We start from the raw sequence: 16,005 nt of genomic DNA, 5'->3' as shown, positions 1-16,005 counted from the left end.
GGCACCGCCGGTCACGTCAGTTTTCGGCAGTACAGCGCGTCCGGGGTCCGTGCCGAGCCCACCCGAGCCGTGTACGCGACCCCGGCCGCGTACTCGTCGTCCGCGCACTGGCCCTTGTAGTGGCCCTGGGCGAAGTCGCCGCCCTTGGCGGCCGGGCCCCGGTTGTCGCCCCGGTCGAACCAGACGGTACGGCCGCCGGCGCCCAGCCGCCCGTCCGGAGCGGCCGCGCACAGGACGGCGGAGACCGCCGAGCCTCGGACGCTGTCGCCGGTCATGAAGTGGCCGTCGGCACACTGGAGTTTGGTGTATCCGGACGCCCAGTCGCCGCCCGGCCGGACATACCGTTCGTCGAAGACCACCACATGTCCGCCGGCCGGATCCCCCAGGGGGCCGGTGGACACGTCCGAGCACAGGCCCCGGTTGCCGGTGTGGCTGAGGCCGAGCAGCCGCTGTCCGTCGGGGCACGCCGTCTTGCGGGCGCCGGAGTCCCAGTCGGGCAGTGCTCGCATCCGCCGTGACTGGACGAAGTCGCCGTGATCGGGGCTGAGCATCGACCAGTCCGTCACGCGCCCCACCGGGCCGGTGCGACCCGGGGCCTCGATGAGCCGGGTCCAGGCAGCGGCCCGCCAGTCGTCGCCGTCGTAGATCCCCATCCGGTGGCCTTCGGAGTCCCAGTGCAGGAGGGCCCAGCCGTTGCCCTCGCGGTTCTCGTGCCAGCCCACGAGCGGCCAGTACGCGAAGTCGGCGTCGGTGCGGATCAGTTGGTCGACGAAGTTCTCGAACCACGCTCGCTGCTTGCTTCCGGTCTCGTCCCGGCCGCCGACACCGAACTCGCTGATCCACAGGGGCGCGGTGAAGTGCTTGTCCGTCTCCTCGGTCACGAAGAAGGCCTGGCGGTCCAGAACCCTGATCAGTTCGGCAGGGCTCAGGTCGCGGTAGCGGGGATCACTGGTCTCGCCCGTGCCGGTGGCGCCGCTGTGGTTCGGGCCGGTGTAGTCGTAGAAGTGGGCGGAGTACACGAGCTTGCCGGAGTCGACGAGGGTGTGCGAGAGGCGGCGTACGGGCTCCAGGGTGGGGCGTTCGTGGGGGAGTCCGTCTACGGGGATGCCGGTCCAGTTGATGCCCTCGACGATGATCAGGAGGTCGGGGTCGGCCTCGGTGAGGATGCGGTCGCCGACGCGCTGCGAGGCGGCGAACCAGTCGTGGTCGTCACCGGACCCCCAGTTGGGGTCGTCCAGGATGTTGCGGCGCACCTCGTTGTAGAGGTCGGCGCCGACGACGCGCTGGTTGTCCCGGTAGCGGCGGGCCATGAAGAGCCAGTCGTTCTCCCAGGTCTCGGTGGACTGGCTCGCGTTCCAGCGTTCGTTGCCGTCGACTCCGCAGCACCAGCGTGTGGTGTTGGTGTGGTTGTTGAGGATCACCGCGAGCCCGGCGGCGGTGAGTTCCCGAACCGCGACGTCGTACACCTGAAGCGGGGTCCTGCCGCGCAGGGCGGGATTGGCGGCCACGGAATCGTCGGTGACGGGACGGCTGTCGTGGATCATCTCGTTGGAGAAGGGCAGCCGGATGCTGTTGATGCCGATCTCCCGGAAGCCGGCGATGATCTCGGCCATGGGTGCCCGGTCCAGGCCGAGCGGCATCCTGCCGGAGTTCTCCCCGGCATGGTGGTCGGCGTCGTCGTCCGGGCTCCCTGAGCCGTTCCAGGTGCCGCTGGCTCCGTGCCAGTTGCCGGACCGCAACTTGAAGCGGTCGCCGTTCGCGTCGACGATCCAACGCCCCCGGGTGCTGAGTGGCGGCGTCCAGCCCGCCGCGGGTGCGTCGGCCGCGGGGACGGCCTCTCGTCCGACCGCCGCCTCGGCCGTGGGCGTCAGGACCACCACGAGGAGTACGGCGACCAGTGCGGCCCTGGCCCTGACGAAGGTTCCCGGCACGGTCGGCCTCCCGAGGTGACGTTGTCATGGCATCGTCATCATGAGGGGCTGTGTGGGATTGGTCCAGTCCTATGCGGCGAAACTGTCGCGGCGATGCCGAATGCCGGTCACGGCGGGCGGGTTGGCCTCCCCGGGCACTCCCGCCCGCCGTGCGCAGACGATGACCGGGCGTTCGTGGCGTTCGCCCGTCCTGCCTGGCCCGTCGGGGTGTCAGGGGCGTCCTTGCGTCTCCTCCGTGTGGCTGCGCTGGGCCGGTGTCACGGCTCGGTCCGCCGTGGGCCGCATGCACTCGATGAGGTAGTCACCGGTGTCGGGGTCGAGGGTCACGCCGTGGGTTTCGCTGCGGAAGCCGGGGAATCGACGGTCGAACGACTCCAGGGCGGTGAGATAGCGCAGTAGGGGTCCGTCGGGGGCGCCGACGCTCTCGCCGGGCATGAGGACGGGGATGCCCGGCGGGGTGACGGTGACCATGGCGGCGGCCACCTGGCCCGGCGCGTCGACCAGGCGCACACGGTGGGTGCCGCCCCGGATCAGGCGCTGGTAGCACAGCTGCGGCGGCGCGACGGGCTCGGGCAGCTGCTGGAAGGCCGTGTCCAGCAGGTCGACGAGACGGGCCGAGCGCAGGTGGTCGTGCATGTGCCGGCACAGGTCGCGCAGGGTCTGGCCGGCGTAGTGCCTCGGGTGCTCAGCGACCAGTGCGGGCAGTACCCGGTCGAGGGGAGCGTCCTCGTCGTAGAGCGCTTTGAAGTCCATCAGGGCGTCGAGGAGGGTGCCCCATTTGCCCTTGGTGATTCCCATGGAGAACAGGACGAGGGTGGTGTAGCTGTCGGTCTTCTCCACGACGATGTGACGGGTGGCCAGGTACGCGGTCAGCACGCGCGCGGGGATGCCCCACTCGGCTGTCCCACCGGTCGCGTCGATGCCGGGGCAGGTCAGGGTGACCTTGATCGGGTCGAGCATGCAGTAGCCGTCGGTGAGGCCCGGAAATCCGTGCCACGCGGCGCCGGGTTCGAGGTGCCAGCAGGACGGTTCCGTGCGCAGCAGCTCGGCCGGGGCCTCGTCGAACGGCAGCCGCGCGCCGGTGCCCGGGTCGGTGACCGTCTCGGGTTGCCACACGCCGAAGAACCATGGTGGCCGGTCGCCGGCCTCCTCGATACGGCGGCCGATGCGGACCATCTCCTGGCGGAAGCGGACCGCCTCGGTCACGGCCTCGTCGATCAGCCAGCGCCCCTGCGGCCCGTCCATCATCGCCGTCGCCACGTCCAGCGAGGCGATCATCGGATAGAGCGGTGAGGTGGTGCCGTGCATCATCAGCGCCTCGTTGAACCGGTCGTGTTCGACCGGTGCCCTGGGCGCGGGCCTGACATGGACCATGGCACTCTGCGAGAGCGCGGCCAGCAGCTTGTGGGTCGACTGGGTGGCGAACACCGTCGGCCGGTCCGGGCCGGGAAACGTGTCCTCGTCCACCGACATGCCGTACCGGCCCGCGTAGAGCGGGTGGAAGCGGGCGTAGGCGAACCACGCCTCGTCGAAGTGCAGCCGGGGAGTGCTCCCGGCGAACGCCCGCGCCGCCGTCGACGCGTCGTAACACAGGCCGTCGTAGGTCGAGTTGGTGAAGACGGCGTACTGAGCGCCGGGTGCGACGGCCTCCTGGGTCAGTGGGTTCGCCGCGATCCTGGCCGCGACCGACTCCGCGCCGAGCTCCGCCGGGGGCAGCGGTCCGGCCAGGCCGTAGCCGTTGCGGGTGGGGATCAGATAGACCGGGCGCGCGCCGGAGACGACCAGCCCGTGCAGCACCGACTTGTGGCAGTTGCGGTCCACCAGCGCGATCTCGTCGCGGGTGACGCTGAAGTGGCCGACCACGCGGTTGCAGGTGGAGTCCCCGTGCAGCACGAAGTAGGTGAGATCCGCGCCGAAGACCCGGGCGGCGTTGCGCTCGGCCTCACCGATCGGTCCGGTGTGCTCGAACAGTGAGCCGAGTTCCCCGACGGAGATCGACAGGTCGCTGCGCAACAGCCGTTCTCCGAAGTAGTCGTGGAAGGCGCGGCCCGCGGGCGACTTCAGCAGGGCGACACCGCCGGAGTGGGCCGGAGTGTGCCAGGAGTACTCGTGCGCGTCGTCGAAACGGCGCAGTGCCCGGAAGAAGGGCGGCAGAACGGCTTCCCGGTAGGCACCGGCGGCGGTGGTGACACGGCCCGCGATGAAACCGGGGGTGTCCTCGAGCGGCCACACGTAGCCCACGATCAGCTCCGACACCCACAGCGGCAGGTCGCGTACGCCGTCGTCCTTCATGACCAGGAAGACCGGCAGATCCTGGAACCGTCGGCCGATCGAGCGCAGCACCGCGGCGCCCCCCGGTTCACCGTCCTCGCCGGCGGGGCCCGGCAGGTCCCAGGCGACCAGCGCCGCGGTCAGTCCCGCCTGCGTCCGTAACACCGCTTCGGCGTCGGCCGCACCGGCCGCCCACCGGACGTCGAACCCCCGCGCCCGGATCGCCTCACCGATTCGCGCCCACTGCTCGGAGCCGACCCCCTCCTCCCGGTGATGCTCCCGCACCGCGACCAGAATGCCGCTGTCCGTCATGAGACCCCTCCCCGGCGGCCCGCGCCGCCCCGGCTCAGTCTCCGGGAGGCCCGGCCGGACCTGGGGGCGGGCAGTCGCAAACCACCCGCACGACGGAATCAGAGCCAGGGAGGGGGAGGAAAGGGGGCCTTCTGTCGACGCGTCGTATCAGGTGACCAGCAGGCGGTTGAAGAACGAACGGTAGTGGCGCAGGGCCAGCCGCAGGTCCTCGGTGTTCGCCTGTTCGCCCCGGTTCCACTGTCCTTCCAGTTCCTGTTTGTGGTCGGCGAACGTGGCGGCCAGTTTCTGCATCACCTCGGCGACGAGGGCGTCGGCGGTGTGCACGGCGTCGCGCGGGTCGTCCACGAACTCGTTCTGCACCTCCTGCCAGCGTGTGCGGAACGCTTCCTCGTCCTCCGGGGTGAGGAGCTGGGGTGCCTCGTCCTCGGCGCGGGCGCCCGGGTCCCCGGCCTGGCGCCGCGGGGCACCCGAATCGGTTTCCGTCACCTCGTCCTGAGTGCCGGGGTCGGCCGCCTCGGGCTCGTCCTCGGCGCGGTCGCTCGGCGTGGTCGTGCTCTCGCCGGGGAAGGTCGGTACTTCGGCCGACGTGTCTGCTGCCTCATCCTCGGTGTACGTGTCGCGAGGGTGGGCGAGGTCGTCGGTGGACAGGCCGCTCGGGGCGGCGTCGCCCGGCAGGTCTTCGCGTTGCATGTCTTCTCCGTTCCCGGACGCCAGGGACTCCCTGACCGGGGCGACAGGCTGGTCACCGAGCCGTTCAGGCCCGGGCGTGGCGGGGTTCGCCCCCGTCGGAGAGCAGCTCGTCGAACAGGGTCCGGTAGTGCACCATGGCGCCCCGCAACTGTTCGGTGGTCGCCTCGTGGCGGGTGCTCAGCACATTGACGTCGTGGGCGGCCTGGTAGTGCTCGAGCGTGCGGCCGTGCTCGACGGACAGGTCCTTGAGCTGCTGCTCGAAGTCCTCGGTCGGGTAGCCGCGCTCGTGCATCAAGGAAGTCACCAGGCGGTCCGCGTCATGAACGGCGTCCTCCGGACGGTCCACGAACTCGTCCTGCACGCCGGTCCAGTCCTGGGTGTACCGATCCCTGACTCTGCTGTCCAGCGGCTTGATGTCCAGAGAGTCGTACCGCTTCTCACGGGCCCTGAGCTCACGCTCCCCGGCCAGGCGACTGTCGGCGTCCTCCACCGTTCGTCCGTACTCCGGGCCGAAGCGCTCGCGCAGCGTCTGGCGGCGCATGAGCAGCCAGGCCGCCACGGCCGCCAGGGCGATCACCACGACGATGGGAATGATGATCGCCAGGAGCGTGCCTGTTGACATCGGTAGCCTCCTCATGCGTGCTCTGTATCTCTATGTTTATTGGAGTTTCCTCCGTTTTGCCGTTGAAACGGATATACAGGGACAAAATGGGAACGAATTGCCGCAGTCAGGCGCACTGACCGCGCCGGACACATAGAGGTGACATGACGGGGCACTTGGGTTCTCCCGACCGATCGAGCTAGAGGGACAAGAGGGAGACGACTCGTGATCATTGCCGGAGTCATCGGACTGTGTGTGGTGCTGGCCGTGCTGGCCTTCTTCGTTCCGCGCCTGTCCCGCCGCCCCGAACGCGGCACGCAGCGTTCGCTCGGCGCCGGTGCGCGGGCCGGCAGCAAGGCGCCCGGCGTTCTGGGCAGGATTTTCAGCAAGCCGTTCCACACGAGTTCGCGCGCCGTGGGCCGTAGTGGTTCGGCCGGCCGTCGTACCCGTGGCCGTATGCCGTTCTGACCTCGGCGAGGCCACGCCGGGCAGGGAGCACGCACCCCGGAACTCAGTACACAGGCACAGGCTTACGCGGGAGTGATGGGATGACGGCTGACCGGGCCGACAGGCTGCTGGACGGACTGACCGTCGACACCAGCAGGCAGGAGCGACCGATCCTGCTGGACGGGACCGGGCGACCGCTCAAGACCTGGCGGGAGAACCACCCCTACGACCACAAGGTCAGCCGCAAGGAGTACGAGCGGATCAAGCGCGTCCTGCAGATCGAGCTGCTCAAACTCCAGCGGTGGGTCAAGGACACCGGCGCACGCGTGGTCGTGGTGTGCGAGGGGCGCGACGCGGCGGGCAAGGGCGGCACGATCCAGCGTCTGACCGAGCGGCTCAATCCGCGCGGCGCGCGAGTGGTGGCCCTGGACAGGCCCACCGAGCGGGAAGCCGGCCAGTGGTACTTCCAGCGGTACATCCCGCATCTGCCGACGGCGGGAGAGATCGTCTTCTTCGACCGCTCCTGGTACAACCGGGCCGGCGTGGAGCGCGTGATGGGTTACTGCTCGAAGGATGAGTACGAACTGTTCCTTCAGCAGTGCCCGGCCTTCGAGCGGATGCTCGTCGACGACGGCATTCTGCTCGTCAAGTTCTGGTTCTCCGTGTCCCGTGCCGAGCAGCGCACCCGTTTCGCCATCCGGCAGGTCGACCCCGTGCGCCAGTGGAAACTGTCGCCCACCGACCTGGCCTCGCTGGACCGGTGGGACGACTACACCGAGGCCAAGGTCGACATGTTCCGAGCCACCGACACCGAACGCGCCACCTGGACCGTCGTCAAGAGCAACGACAAACGTCGTGCCCGGCTGGAGGCCATGCGCAGTCTGCTGTCGCGCGTCGACTACACCAGCAAGGACCCTGAGGCGGTCGGCACCCCCGACCCCCTCATCGTCGGCGCCGCCAACACCCTCCTGGAGCCCGGCGAGGAGGACACCACCCTCTCGCCCACGCCGCTGTCCCACCGCACCAGCGGGCCCGGCAGCCACCCCGGTTCCACCTGACGCAGTGGCGGCATCGAACGGAACGGCGTATCGGCCGCGATCCCGCTGACCGCCGTGCTCACCGCGCCGGGCGCGGTCCCGCTGGGACGGTCACGGACGGCAGGGGCCGTTCGGGACGCCACTCGTCCAGGGTGGCTCCCGCGGTGTTGAGCACGCTGGCCAGAAACCGGTAGGTGCCGACGAGCGCCAGCAGTTGCAGAATCCGCGCCTCGTCGTATGTGCGGCGCAGCTCCTTCCAGGTGGCGGGGCCGATGACGGAGGCATCGCAGATCTCGTCGGCGGCGGTGATCAGCGCGGCCTCGTGCGGGCTCCAGGCGGCGGTCGACGGGTCGTCGGCGGTGCGGAGCACCTCCGCCTCCGTGACACCGACGGCCTGCGCGGTCTCGTAGTGGTGGGACCACAGATAACCGGATCCGCCGCGCAAGGCGACGCGCAGTGTCACCAGTTCGCGGTCCCGAGGTGCCAGCAGACCGGCGTTGACCAGGGTGGACAGCGGATAGAGGGCGACCGCCAGTTCGGGATGGTGGGCGAGAATCCGCGTGAGGTCGAGCGTGTCCGGCAGTTGCGTCAGATGAGCGGGCAGTCGGTCCTCATTGCCTTTGAGGCTGTCCGCCGTCCAGACGGCGCGGACCTCGGGGGCCCACTTCTCGACGGGCAGCGGTTCGATCCGGGGCTGTGTCTCGTCTGTTGCCATGTGTGCCTCCAGGGGCGGGAACGGGAGCAAGCGAAGTTTCTCGGTCGGCGTGGCACCGTTCTCGCTTCATTTCCCTCTGTTCAGATAGCCGAACTCACTGTGCACAGTGAGCGCTTGGCTACACCTTGACCCAGGGGGAAGGAAGAAATGACCGCTCCACGTAGCAAACCAAGACGCTTCGGACGGATCACAGCCGTCGGAGTCGCACTGACAGCCCTCATGACCGCCGTGACGGGGACGGCCACCCAGGTCGCGGCATCCTCGAAGACGCCGGAGAAGCCGGCCGTGCCGTCGCTCGCCTGGACCGACTGCCAGGGCGGCTTCGAGTGTGCGAACGCCGACGTTCCGCTCGACTACCGCGAGCCGCACGGCAAGACCATCACCCTCGCGGTGGTCCGGAAGAAGGCCGCGGACCAGACGAAGCGCAAGGGCACGCTGTTCCTGCAGCCCGGAGGGCCCGGCAACTCCGGCGTCGACTTCGTACGCAACAACTACGCGGATCTGCCGGCCGCCCTGCGGGACTCGTTCGACGTCTTCGGCTACGACGTCCGCGGTGTCGGCCGCAGTTCACCGCTGACCTGCTTCGACGACGCGAGGTACACGCGAGCCGTCACGGAGGCGAAGGGCGTGCCCGGCCCGGACGCCTACGAGCCGGCGCTGCGCCAGGCCGCCGAATTCGACCAGGCCTGTGTGGACAACACGGGCGAGCTGCTGCCCTACATCGGCACCGAATACGTCGCCCGGGACATCGACCTGCTGCGGGAGGCGCTGGGAGAGAAGCAACTCACTTACTACGGACGGTCGTTCGGGTCGTACATCGGAACCGTCTACGCCGCCATGTTCCCCAAGCGGGTACGGGCCCTGGCGCTCGACGGCGCGTATGACCCCGTCCACTACGCCAACCGTCCGTACGCCTACGACCGGCCGCAGTATCTGGCGCTGGACGGCGCGATGGGCCGCTTCCTCGACTGGTGCGCCGCGGACCGGGCCACCTGCGGGTTCGGCGACGGCGATCCGCGCGCGGCGTTCGAGAAGCTGAAGGCCGACCTGGACGCCAACCCCGTGCCGACCGCCAACGGCGGCCAGGCCAACGGCTACACCCTGGTCTACCGGCTGATGTTCAACATCAACGAGGGCAAGGTCATCTGGCCCGAGTTCGGCGCGGCCCTTCGCAAGGCCCAGCTGCGGGACAACACGTCCTTCCTGCTGCGTCCGCCGTCCCCGGCCAGCTTCGACTTCCTGGGCCCGAACGTCGCGGTCGAGTGCGTCGACCGGGACTATCCGCGTGACCTGCGTCTCCTGAAGCGCAAGGTCACCGCCTTCGCGAAGGCCGCGCCGCTGCTCGGCCCGGCGATGGCGTACGGCCCTCCCACGTACGACCACCAGCACGCCACCGCCTGCGTCCAGTGGACCGGTGAGCACGTCAGCCGCTACGACGGCTCCTACCGGGCGAAGGGCTCGGCGCCGATCCTCGTCCTCGGCACCACCGGCGACCCGGACACCCCGTACCAGGACGCGGTGGCCCTGTCCCGGCAGCTCGACAACGCCTCGCTCCTCACCTTCCAGGCCGAGGGCCACACCGCGTTCGGCCGCAGTGCCTGTGCGACGGACGCGGTCATCGACTACCTGGTGAACCGAAAGGTCCCGGCCGCCGGCAAGACCTGCGCGGACGAGACGCAGCCGCCGTCGTCCACACCGACGACGGCCCCGCCCGGTACGACGCTCAGCGAACTCCGTAACGGCGTCAACGAGCGCGTCGAGCGCATCGGCTCCGTGAGCTGACGTTCCCCGTTCCGACCCCGAGGCGCCGGTCTGCCACGACCGGCGCCTCGGGCGTCGCCGACCCGGGAGTCAGGAGTGCCGGCCGCCCGGGGCGAGGGCCGGCTGAGGGTCCGCCTGCTGGAGTTCGGCGAGCAACTCGCTCTGGCCGGTGATCAGTTCGGTCAGGATCCGACGGGCCGCGCGCAGGAGTTCGGCCACGTCGCCGCCGGCCAGGGCGTAACTGACGGTGGAGCCCTCCCGGATGGACACCACGATTCCCGAGCGGCGCAGTACGGCCAGTTGCTGGGAGAGGTTGGACGGCTCGATCTCGATCTCGCTGAGCAGGTCACGTACGGGTACGGGGCCGTTCTGAAGCAGTTCCAGGACCCGGATGCGTACCGGGTGGCCGAGCATCCGGAAGAACTCGGCCTTGGCCTGGTAGAGGGGCACCTGCATGGTGAATCGCTCGCTCCCTGCCGCATTCGACGGGCCGCATCCGGCCCGGTGGCCCGGTAGGTGCCACCACGGGCGGTCCTGCGGACCGATTCTCGTGCATCCGGCCCCGTACGCCCATCGGATTGAGCTGATCCCGATGTGCCCAGTTGAAGAAATCTTCAAGTCGTGGGCGTGCGAGGCTACGGAGAACGCGGCTTGCTACACGTCCAGTTGGGCTTCGACGCTCTTCAGCTGGTGGCGGGCCATCGCGAGGTTCGACTTCTTCGCGTCGAGCACGAGGTAGAGGAACAGACCGTTGCCGCCACGGCCCTTGAGCGGCCGCAGGATGTGGTACTGGCTGCCGAGTGTGATCAGGATGTCCTCGATCTCGCCCTTGAGACCGAGGTGTTCCATGGTGCGGGTCTTGGCGCGGATCACGTCCGTGTTGCCCGCCGCCGCAACCGTCAGGTCGAGGTCCTTGCCGCCCCCCAGCGTGCCGAGCGCCATACCGCTGGTGTAGTCGACCAGCGCGGTCCCCAACGAGCCCTCGATCGAGGTCATGATCTCCTTGAGGCAAATCTCCACATTGCTCATACCGGCGTCTCCTCCGTGTCCTGCGAGGCGCGGGCGTCGCCTCCTCGCCAATGCACGGACCCTATGGAGGGCGTCCGGCCGGTGACCTGGCGATTTCTGTACTGGCCGAGAGACCCTCAGAAAAGTCGGATGATGCTACGTATATGACCGCTCGTGCCCGCCGATTGACCACCGGTACGGACACCTGGCGGCCCGCCGTTCACCGGGAGTCGCGGACCGCCTCCACAGCCTCGCGGACGTCCGGGTCCGGGTCGTCGGCGAGGCCGTCGAGGACGTCGGTGACCCCAGGGGTGGACCAGTGGGCGACCGCCCAGACCAGTTCCTCCCGCACTCCGGGGTCGGGGTGGGCGGCGAGGCGGCCCAACTGGGCCAGCGGGCCCCGCCGACGCGTTCCGAACCAGTGCAGGGCCTCCCGTAGCGCGGCCGGGTCCCCGGGGTTCCCGGCTGCCGCGACCCGGGCGAGCAACACCCTGGCGGGTGGCGGCGGACCGTCCAGCGGATGCGGCAACCGCTCGCGCAGGCGCCGCGCCCCGTAACCGCCGCGCACCCGGCACCCGAAACAGGTGCAGGGGCGCGTACCGTGCGCGTCCGGCAGATACCGCCAGCCCGCGACCTGCGGCGCGGTGCGGACCCGGTGCACTTCACGTGGCCGGACCGCCCGGGGTACGAACACCTCCCAGCCGCGCGGATCCTCCAGTGCCGCGATCCGACGCACCGCCTCCGACGCGTAAACGGTGGCCCGGGTGCCCCGCGCCCGGTCGGGTGTAGCGTCCGACCAGCACGTGCTGGTCGTCGTTCAGTCGCACGTGTACGGCGACGAGCCCACCCCGGCTGCCGAAACGGGCCAGCTCGCGCAGCCACTGGTGGGTGAGGGTGTACGACGGCAGCACCGGGAAGCAGTAGACCCCGCGTGCACCGCCCTGTCCGTGGCCGGCCGCCCGGATTCCGGACCGTCGGATGCGCGCAGCGTTCGCCGCCGAGGTCAAGTGCACGAACATCGCCATGACTTGGGATGTTAGGTGATCGACTCCATGGCGCCGGCTGAGCGCGATGCCGGGGCCGACGGCGACGCCGGGGGCGTCAGGGTGTGGGCAGTCGCGGGTCACCTCTGACAGTCAGAGGCCTATCAGGGGGATACGGGGGCACACGGGTCTCACCCTTCGAGAGGAGCCGCTCCATGCTTGGTATAGCCGCGGCAGTACTGTTCTTCATCGCGTTTCTGATCAACGCCGCCGAGATCTCGACGAACGACGTCTTCTCGTCCACGAACGTCATGCTCCTCGGCCTGATGCTGCTGGCCCTGCACGTCGCGGGGATCGGAAGCGGCTGGTCCGGACGTAGACGCTGACAGGGCAGATCGAAGCCGGGGTGGGGTGGGGCCGCGAGGGCGCCTCACCCCACCCCTGTGCCCACCAGCGGTACCAACCGCCGTGTTTGAGAGGGGAATCTGAGGCGACACGGGGGAGGAAGGTTCTTTCGAGCGAGACAGGAGTGAGTGACTGTGGCTGCGGACGAGAAGGCTCAGGCAAAGGGCGAGCAGGCCAAGGGCAAGGTCAAGAAGGTGGTCGGCGGCGCGGTGGGCAACGAGTCCCTGAAGGCGAAGGGACAGGCCGAGGAGACCAAGGGGGACCTGCGTGCGGCCAAGGAGAAGGCCAAGGACGCGGGCAAGCCCAAGTAGGCGCACGTCGACTGACGCACGTTCACTGATCCCGGCAGCCGTTTTTCTCGGGCTGCCGGGATCCGCGCTGTGTGAGCCTCGCTGAGGACCGGGCCCGGGGCCCTGCAGTTGACCTGTAACGATCGAGACTAGAAGGCGGCAGCGGCCACCGCCTCGGCTTCCGGCAGCAGGTCCTTGCTCTCCTGGATCACCCTCTCGTACGTGCGCTCGTGGTCCCCGCTTTCCAGAGCGAACCGCAGGAGCGAGCCGGACCAGTTGTCGAAGAGCGAGAACGTGCGGTCCACAACCCGCTTGGCTTCCTCGCGCTGTGCGTCGTCGAGGGACGGCAGGCTTTTCTCTTCTACCTCGGGCGACTTTATGCTGTGCGACGCCTCCGCCATGTAGTGCTTGGTGCCGAAAAACTCACATTCGCGACCGTCCCGCAGGGATATTCCCCGGCAGTGGGTGAAGATCGTGATGGAGACAGCCTCGATGGACTCGACCATCGCGAAAACGGCGTACGTGGGGGCGCCCGCGGCGAGCGCGGCCAGTTCCAGACAGAGACGTCGAGAGTGGCTGAAGTCCGCGCTCCATAGGACCCGCGTGGCGTCCGACAGAGGCATGCTGCTGTCGGCCCCCAGCTTCTCCAGGTCGGTCAGCATCCACTGCCAGTGGAAGTCCTCCTCGTACGTGTGCGCGTTCAGAAGGGCCTGCAGCTGATCGGGCCGGGCATTGCCTTCGTCTTTGCGGAAGACGTACTTGTTCAGGTCGGAATAGCCCATGATGAAGGGAACCACGCTGGGCCCCCACGCCAGACGCCTTTCTCCGGGGAGCGACTCGTCGGTGAGCAGGCGAGTGAAGAATGCATGGTTCTCGTACTTTTTCCGATGTTCTTCGATGTAGTCAATGACCTTCTGCATGGAAACTCCGTTTGCGACGTGTCGACATCTCCGCAGCGACAGGCGGAGAAGGCATCATCGCATAGGGCTCTTCAACTCATCGTGTTTTACGAAGCGTTGACATGAGTCTGCCCTTTTTCCCGTCAGGATTACCCTTCCTCCTGGAGCGCACAGCCGCACCGCGACCGGCCCGTGATCGATCCCGACGGCCGAGGACGCCAGCCAGGTTCAGAGTCACCGCACCCCCGCCGTCATGACCGTCCTGCGAGACCCGGCACGCGCCACTTTCCACTGCGTCGGTTGGGCCAACACTGCCAGCGCCCGACGCGCGCACGGTCAACTCAAGGCCGTCCTGACCCTCCGCTGCATCCCGTGACCAAACGGGCGAACGTGACTCTCCCCGGGGCCCTGGGGGTCACTCGCCGCGGCGTGACTGACTATTGGGTTACACATCTCGCACGGGTTCCGCGGCCCAACTCGTAAGGACCGGCAGGCAGGTCAGTGACTGCGCGACGACACTCAGAGGGACTGCCACAGCTCGACCCGATTGCCCTCGGGGTCAGTGACCCAGCCGAATCGACCCACACCCTCCATGTCCTGAGTTTCCTCGGCCACGTCAGCTCCCTTGGCGCGCAGTTGAGCGAGCATCGCGGCCAGGTCGCGGACCCGGAAGTTGAGCATGGTCTGCTGGGTGAGGGACCCGAAGTAGTCGGTGTCGGACTCGAATGTCGCCAGCACCGTCGGGCCGGCCTGCTGATGCCACAGGCCGTTCTCGTCGGTGTCCACGCCCAGGCAGTCGCGATACCACGAGCTCAGGGCCGCCGGGTCCGCCGCCCGCATGAAGTAACCGCCGATTCCCAGCACACGTTCCATGCCGTCATCCTGTCAGGCCGGCGACCGAGCCGGGCCGACACCACACCATCGCCGTTCGCAGCCCCCGGCCCCAACGCGCAATTCGGCGAAAGCTTCGAAACATTCGAGAAAATGGGCCTGGAGCATTTACCCGGGCTTCTGGAGATGTGTCGACACGGCTGACCGTCACCGCTGTTGACGGAAGTGAATGTTTCGCTGAACTGCAAGAATAACAAATCCAATTAACCATCACTCACTTCGAATGTTTCGAAGGAATCACCGAACTATTGACAGTTGACGTGGCCAGGCCAACACTGTCGCGTGTTCCGCAGCCCCCATCGGTCCCCCGAGGACGAGGAGGAAACACGCACATGAAAGACGCATCCGCACCCGCATCCGCATCCCGGCTCAGGCTGCTCATCAGTGGCTTCTGCACCATGTTGCTGGTCGCCGTGGCCGCACTGACCCTGCCGACCACCGCTCAGGCCGCCACGGTCGTCACCACCAACCAGACCGGCACCAACAACGGCTACTACTACTCCTTCTGGACCGACTCACCGGGCACCGTCTCCATGACCCTGAACTCCGGCGGCAACTACAGCACCTCATGGAGCAACACCGGGAACTTCGTGGCCGGCAAGGGCTGGAGCAACGGCTCCCGCAGGACCGTCAGGTACTCGGGCAGCTTCAACCCGTCCGGGAACGCCTACCTGGCGCTGTACGGCTGGACGTCCAACCCGCTGGTCGAGTACTACATCGTCGACAACTGGGGCACCTACCGGCCCACCGGAACGTACAAGGGCACCGTCACCAGCGACGGCGGTACGTACGACATCTACCAGACCACCCGATACAACGCGCCGTCCGTGGAAGGCAACCGCACCTTCAACCAGTACTGGAGCGTCCGACAGTCGAAGCGGACCGGCGGCACCATCACCACGGGCAACCACTTCGACGCCTGGGCACGCGCCGGGATGCCCATGGGTAGCTTCAACTACTACATGATCCTCGCCACCGAGGGTTACCGGAGCAGCGGCAACTCCAACATCACGGTGGGCTAGTCATGACCCTCGTGAAAGCAGAGCGTCTCGCATTGCTGGTCGCCGCCGCTCTGGCCGCCGCAACCGCCCTCACCGGTCACGCAGCCGCGCCGGCGCAGGCCGCCGCCTGCAACGGGTATGTCGGGCTCACCTTCGACGACGGCCCGTCCACCAACACGACGGCCCTGCTGAACGCCCTCAAGCGGAACGGGCTGCGGGCCACCATGTTCAACGAGGGTCAGTACGCCGCCGCCAACCCGGCCCTGGTCCGCGCCCAGGTGAACGCCGGTATGTGGGTGGGCAACCACAGCTACACCCACCCGCATCTGACCCAGCTCGCACAGTCACAGGTCGACTCGGAGATCTCCCGGACCCAGCAGGCCGTCGCCAACGCGGGTGGCGGCAATCCGGTGCTCTTCCGTCCGCCGTACGGCGAGACCAACGCGACGGTGAAGGCGGTCGCGGCCAAGTACGGGCTGACCCAGATCATCTGGGACGTCGACTCACAGGACTGGAACGGTGCCAGTACCGACGCGATCGTGCAGGCCGCCGGCCGCCTCACCAACGGGCAGGTCATCCTCATGCACGACTGGGTTGCCAACACGCTCGCTGCGGTTCCACGCATCGCGCAGGGCTTGACCGGCCGCGGCCTGTGCGCGGGAAAGATCTCCCCGGCGACCGGACGAGCCGTGGCTCCCTAGCCGACTCCTCCGATCCGACCACGGAGGTGTGCCAGCAATTCCGCACAGGTGGCGCGGCGGCC

16 protein-coding genes and 1 pseudogene are annotated in these 16,005 nt (G+C 68.4%); 7 read left to right on the top strand and 10 right to left on the bottom strand.

The features are described from left to right. Nucleotides 1-11: 11 nt before the first annotated feature. The 4 genes from QA861_RS02135 to QA861_RS02120 form a co-directional block, all read right to left on the bottom strand. On the bottom strand, nucleotides 12-1,931 hold the full coding sequence (locus tag QA861_RS02135; protein WP_334586454.1) for a glycoside hydrolase family 5 protein: 1,920 nt from the start codon (nucleotides 1,929-1,931) through the stop codon (nucleotides 12-14). Between the two features lie 210 nt (nucleotides 1,932-2,141). Next, complete coding sequence (locus tag QA861_RS02130) at nucleotides 2,142-4,514, bottom strand: Orn/Lys/Arg family decarboxylase (RefSeq protein ID WP_334586453.1); 2,373 nt, start codon at nucleotides 4,512-4,514, stop codon at nucleotides 2,142-2,144. A gap of 147 nt (nucleotides 4,515-4,661) precedes the next feature. Then, nucleotides 4,662-5,204 (bottom strand): hypothetical protein, encoded by a 543-nt coding sequence (locus tag QA861_RS02125; protein ID WP_334586452.1) that lies wholly within the window; start codon nucleotides 5,202-5,204, stop codon nucleotides 4,662-4,664. A gap of 64 nt (nucleotides 5,205-5,268) precedes the next feature. Beyond that, entirely contained in the window at nucleotides 5,269-5,826 is a 558-nt protein-coding gene (locus QA861_RS02120; protein ID WP_334586451.1) for a hypothetical protein, read from the bottom strand. Nucleotides 5,827-6,030: 204 nt separating this feature from the next. Between QA861_RS02120 and QA861_RS02115 the strand changes: the two genes are divergently transcribed. After that, nucleotides 6,031-6,273, top strand: coding sequence for a DUF6411 family protein (locus tag QA861_RS02115; protein WP_334586450.1), 243 nt, complete (start codon nucleotides 6,031-6,033; stop codon nucleotides 6,271-6,273). An 80-nt stretch (nucleotides 6,274-6,353) separates the two neighbouring features. Then, nucleotides 6,354-7,310: a polyphosphate kinase 2 gene (ppk2, locus tag QA861_RS02110; RefSeq protein ID WP_334586449.1), complete on the top strand. Its 957-nt coding sequence runs from the start codon at nucleotides 6,354-6,356 to the stop codon at nucleotides 7,308-7,310. Between the two features lie 58 nt (nucleotides 7,311-7,368). On the opposite strand, the gene QA861_RS02105 is transcribed toward ppk2, so the two are convergent. Further along, nucleotides 7,369-8,004: a carboxymuconolactone decarboxylase family protein gene (locus QA861_RS02105; RefSeq protein WP_334586448.1), complete on the bottom strand. Its 636-nt coding sequence runs from the start codon at nucleotides 8,002-8,004 to the stop codon at nucleotides 7,369-7,371. A gap of 147 nt (nucleotides 8,005-8,151) precedes the next feature. Here QA861_RS02105 and QA861_RS02100 point away from each other — a divergent pair, with 147 nt between their 5' ends. Beyond that, nucleotides 8,152-9,786 (top strand): alpha/beta hydrolase, encoded by a 1,635-nt coding sequence (locus tag QA861_RS02100; RefSeq protein ID WP_334586447.1) that lies wholly within the window; start codon nucleotides 8,152-8,154, stop codon nucleotides 9,784-9,786. 69 nt (nucleotides 9,787-9,855) lie between these two features. Here QA861_RS02100 and QA861_RS02095 read toward each other — a convergent pair whose 3' ends face one another. From QA861_RS02095 to QA861_RS46960, 3 genes and pseudogenes are all read right to left on the bottom strand, one after another. Further along, nucleotides 9,856-10,221 carry an ArsR/SmtB family transcription factor gene (locus tag QA861_RS02095; protein ID WP_334586446.1) on the bottom strand — a complete coding sequence of 122 codons (366 nt, stop codon included), beginning with the start codon at nucleotides 10,219-10,221 and terminating at the stop codon, nucleotides 9,856-9,858. A 198-nt stretch (nucleotides 10,222-10,419) separates the two neighbouring features. Next, complete coding sequence (locus QA861_RS02090) at nucleotides 10,420-10,794, bottom strand: roadblock/LC7 domain-containing protein (RefSeq protein WP_334586445.1); 375 nt, start codon at nucleotides 10,792-10,794, stop codon at nucleotides 10,420-10,422. Nucleotides 10,795-10,993: 199 nt separating this feature from the next. After that, nucleotides 10,994-11,798 (bottom strand): annotated as a pseudogene (locus tag QA861_RS46960) (HEAT repeat domain-containing protein). Between the two features lie 173 nt (nucleotides 11,799-11,971). Here QA861_RS46960 and QA861_RS02080 point away from each other — a divergent pair. Then, on the top strand, nucleotides 11,972-12,142 hold the full coding sequence (locus QA861_RS02080) for a hypothetical protein (RefSeq protein ID WP_189149227.1): 171 nt from the start codon (nucleotides 11,972-11,974) through the stop codon (nucleotides 12,140-12,142). 153 nt (nucleotides 12,143-12,295) lie between these two features. Continuing rightward, a complete protein-coding gene (locus tag QA861_RS02075; protein WP_006383157.1) occupies nucleotides 12,296-12,472 on the top strand; it encodes a CsbD family protein in 177 nt (58 codons plus the stop codon). Nucleotides 12,473-12,600: 128 nt separating this feature from the next. Here QA861_RS02075 and QA861_RS02070 read toward each other — a convergent pair whose 3' ends face one another. Further along, nucleotides 12,601-13,371 carry a hypothetical protein gene (locus tag QA861_RS02070; protein ID WP_334586443.1) on the bottom strand — a complete coding sequence of 257 codons (771 nt, stop codon included), beginning with the start codon at nucleotides 13,369-13,371 and terminating at the stop codon, nucleotides 12,601-12,603. A 498-nt stretch (nucleotides 13,372-13,869) separates the two neighbouring features. Further along, complete coding sequence (locus QA861_RS02065; protein ID WP_334586442.1) at nucleotides 13,870-14,223, bottom strand: VOC family protein; 354 nt, start codon at nucleotides 14,221-14,223, stop codon at nucleotides 13,870-13,872. 350 nt (nucleotides 14,224-14,573) lie between these two features. On the opposite strand from QA861_RS02065, the gene xynA reads away from it, so the two are divergent. Both xynA and QA861_RS02055 read left to right on the top strand, forming a co-directional pair. Then, nucleotides 14,574-15,263, top strand: a complete 690-nt coding sequence (gene xynA / locus QA861_RS02060; RefSeq protein WP_334586441.1) for an endo-1,4-beta-xylanase XynA — start codon at nucleotides 14,574-14,576, stop codon at nucleotides 15,261-15,263. A 2-nt stretch (nucleotides 15,264-15,265) separates the two neighbouring features. Beyond that, nucleotides 15,266-15,943 carry a polysaccharide deacetylase family protein gene (locus tag QA861_RS02055; protein WP_334586440.1) on the top strand — a complete coding sequence of 226 codons (678 nt, stop codon included), beginning with the start codon at nucleotides 15,266-15,268 and terminating at the stop codon, nucleotides 15,941-15,943. Nucleotides 15,944-16,005 lie beyond the last annotated feature (62 nt).

The organism is Streptomyces sp. B21-083 (genome assembly GCF_036898825.1).
In the GTDB taxonomy this organism is placed as follows: Bacteria; Actinomycetota; Actinomycetes; order Streptomycetales; family Streptomycetaceae; genus Streptomyces.
The sequence above is the reverse complement of the archived record's forward strand: the minus strand, read 5'-3'. Positions and strand labels throughout refer to the sequence as shown.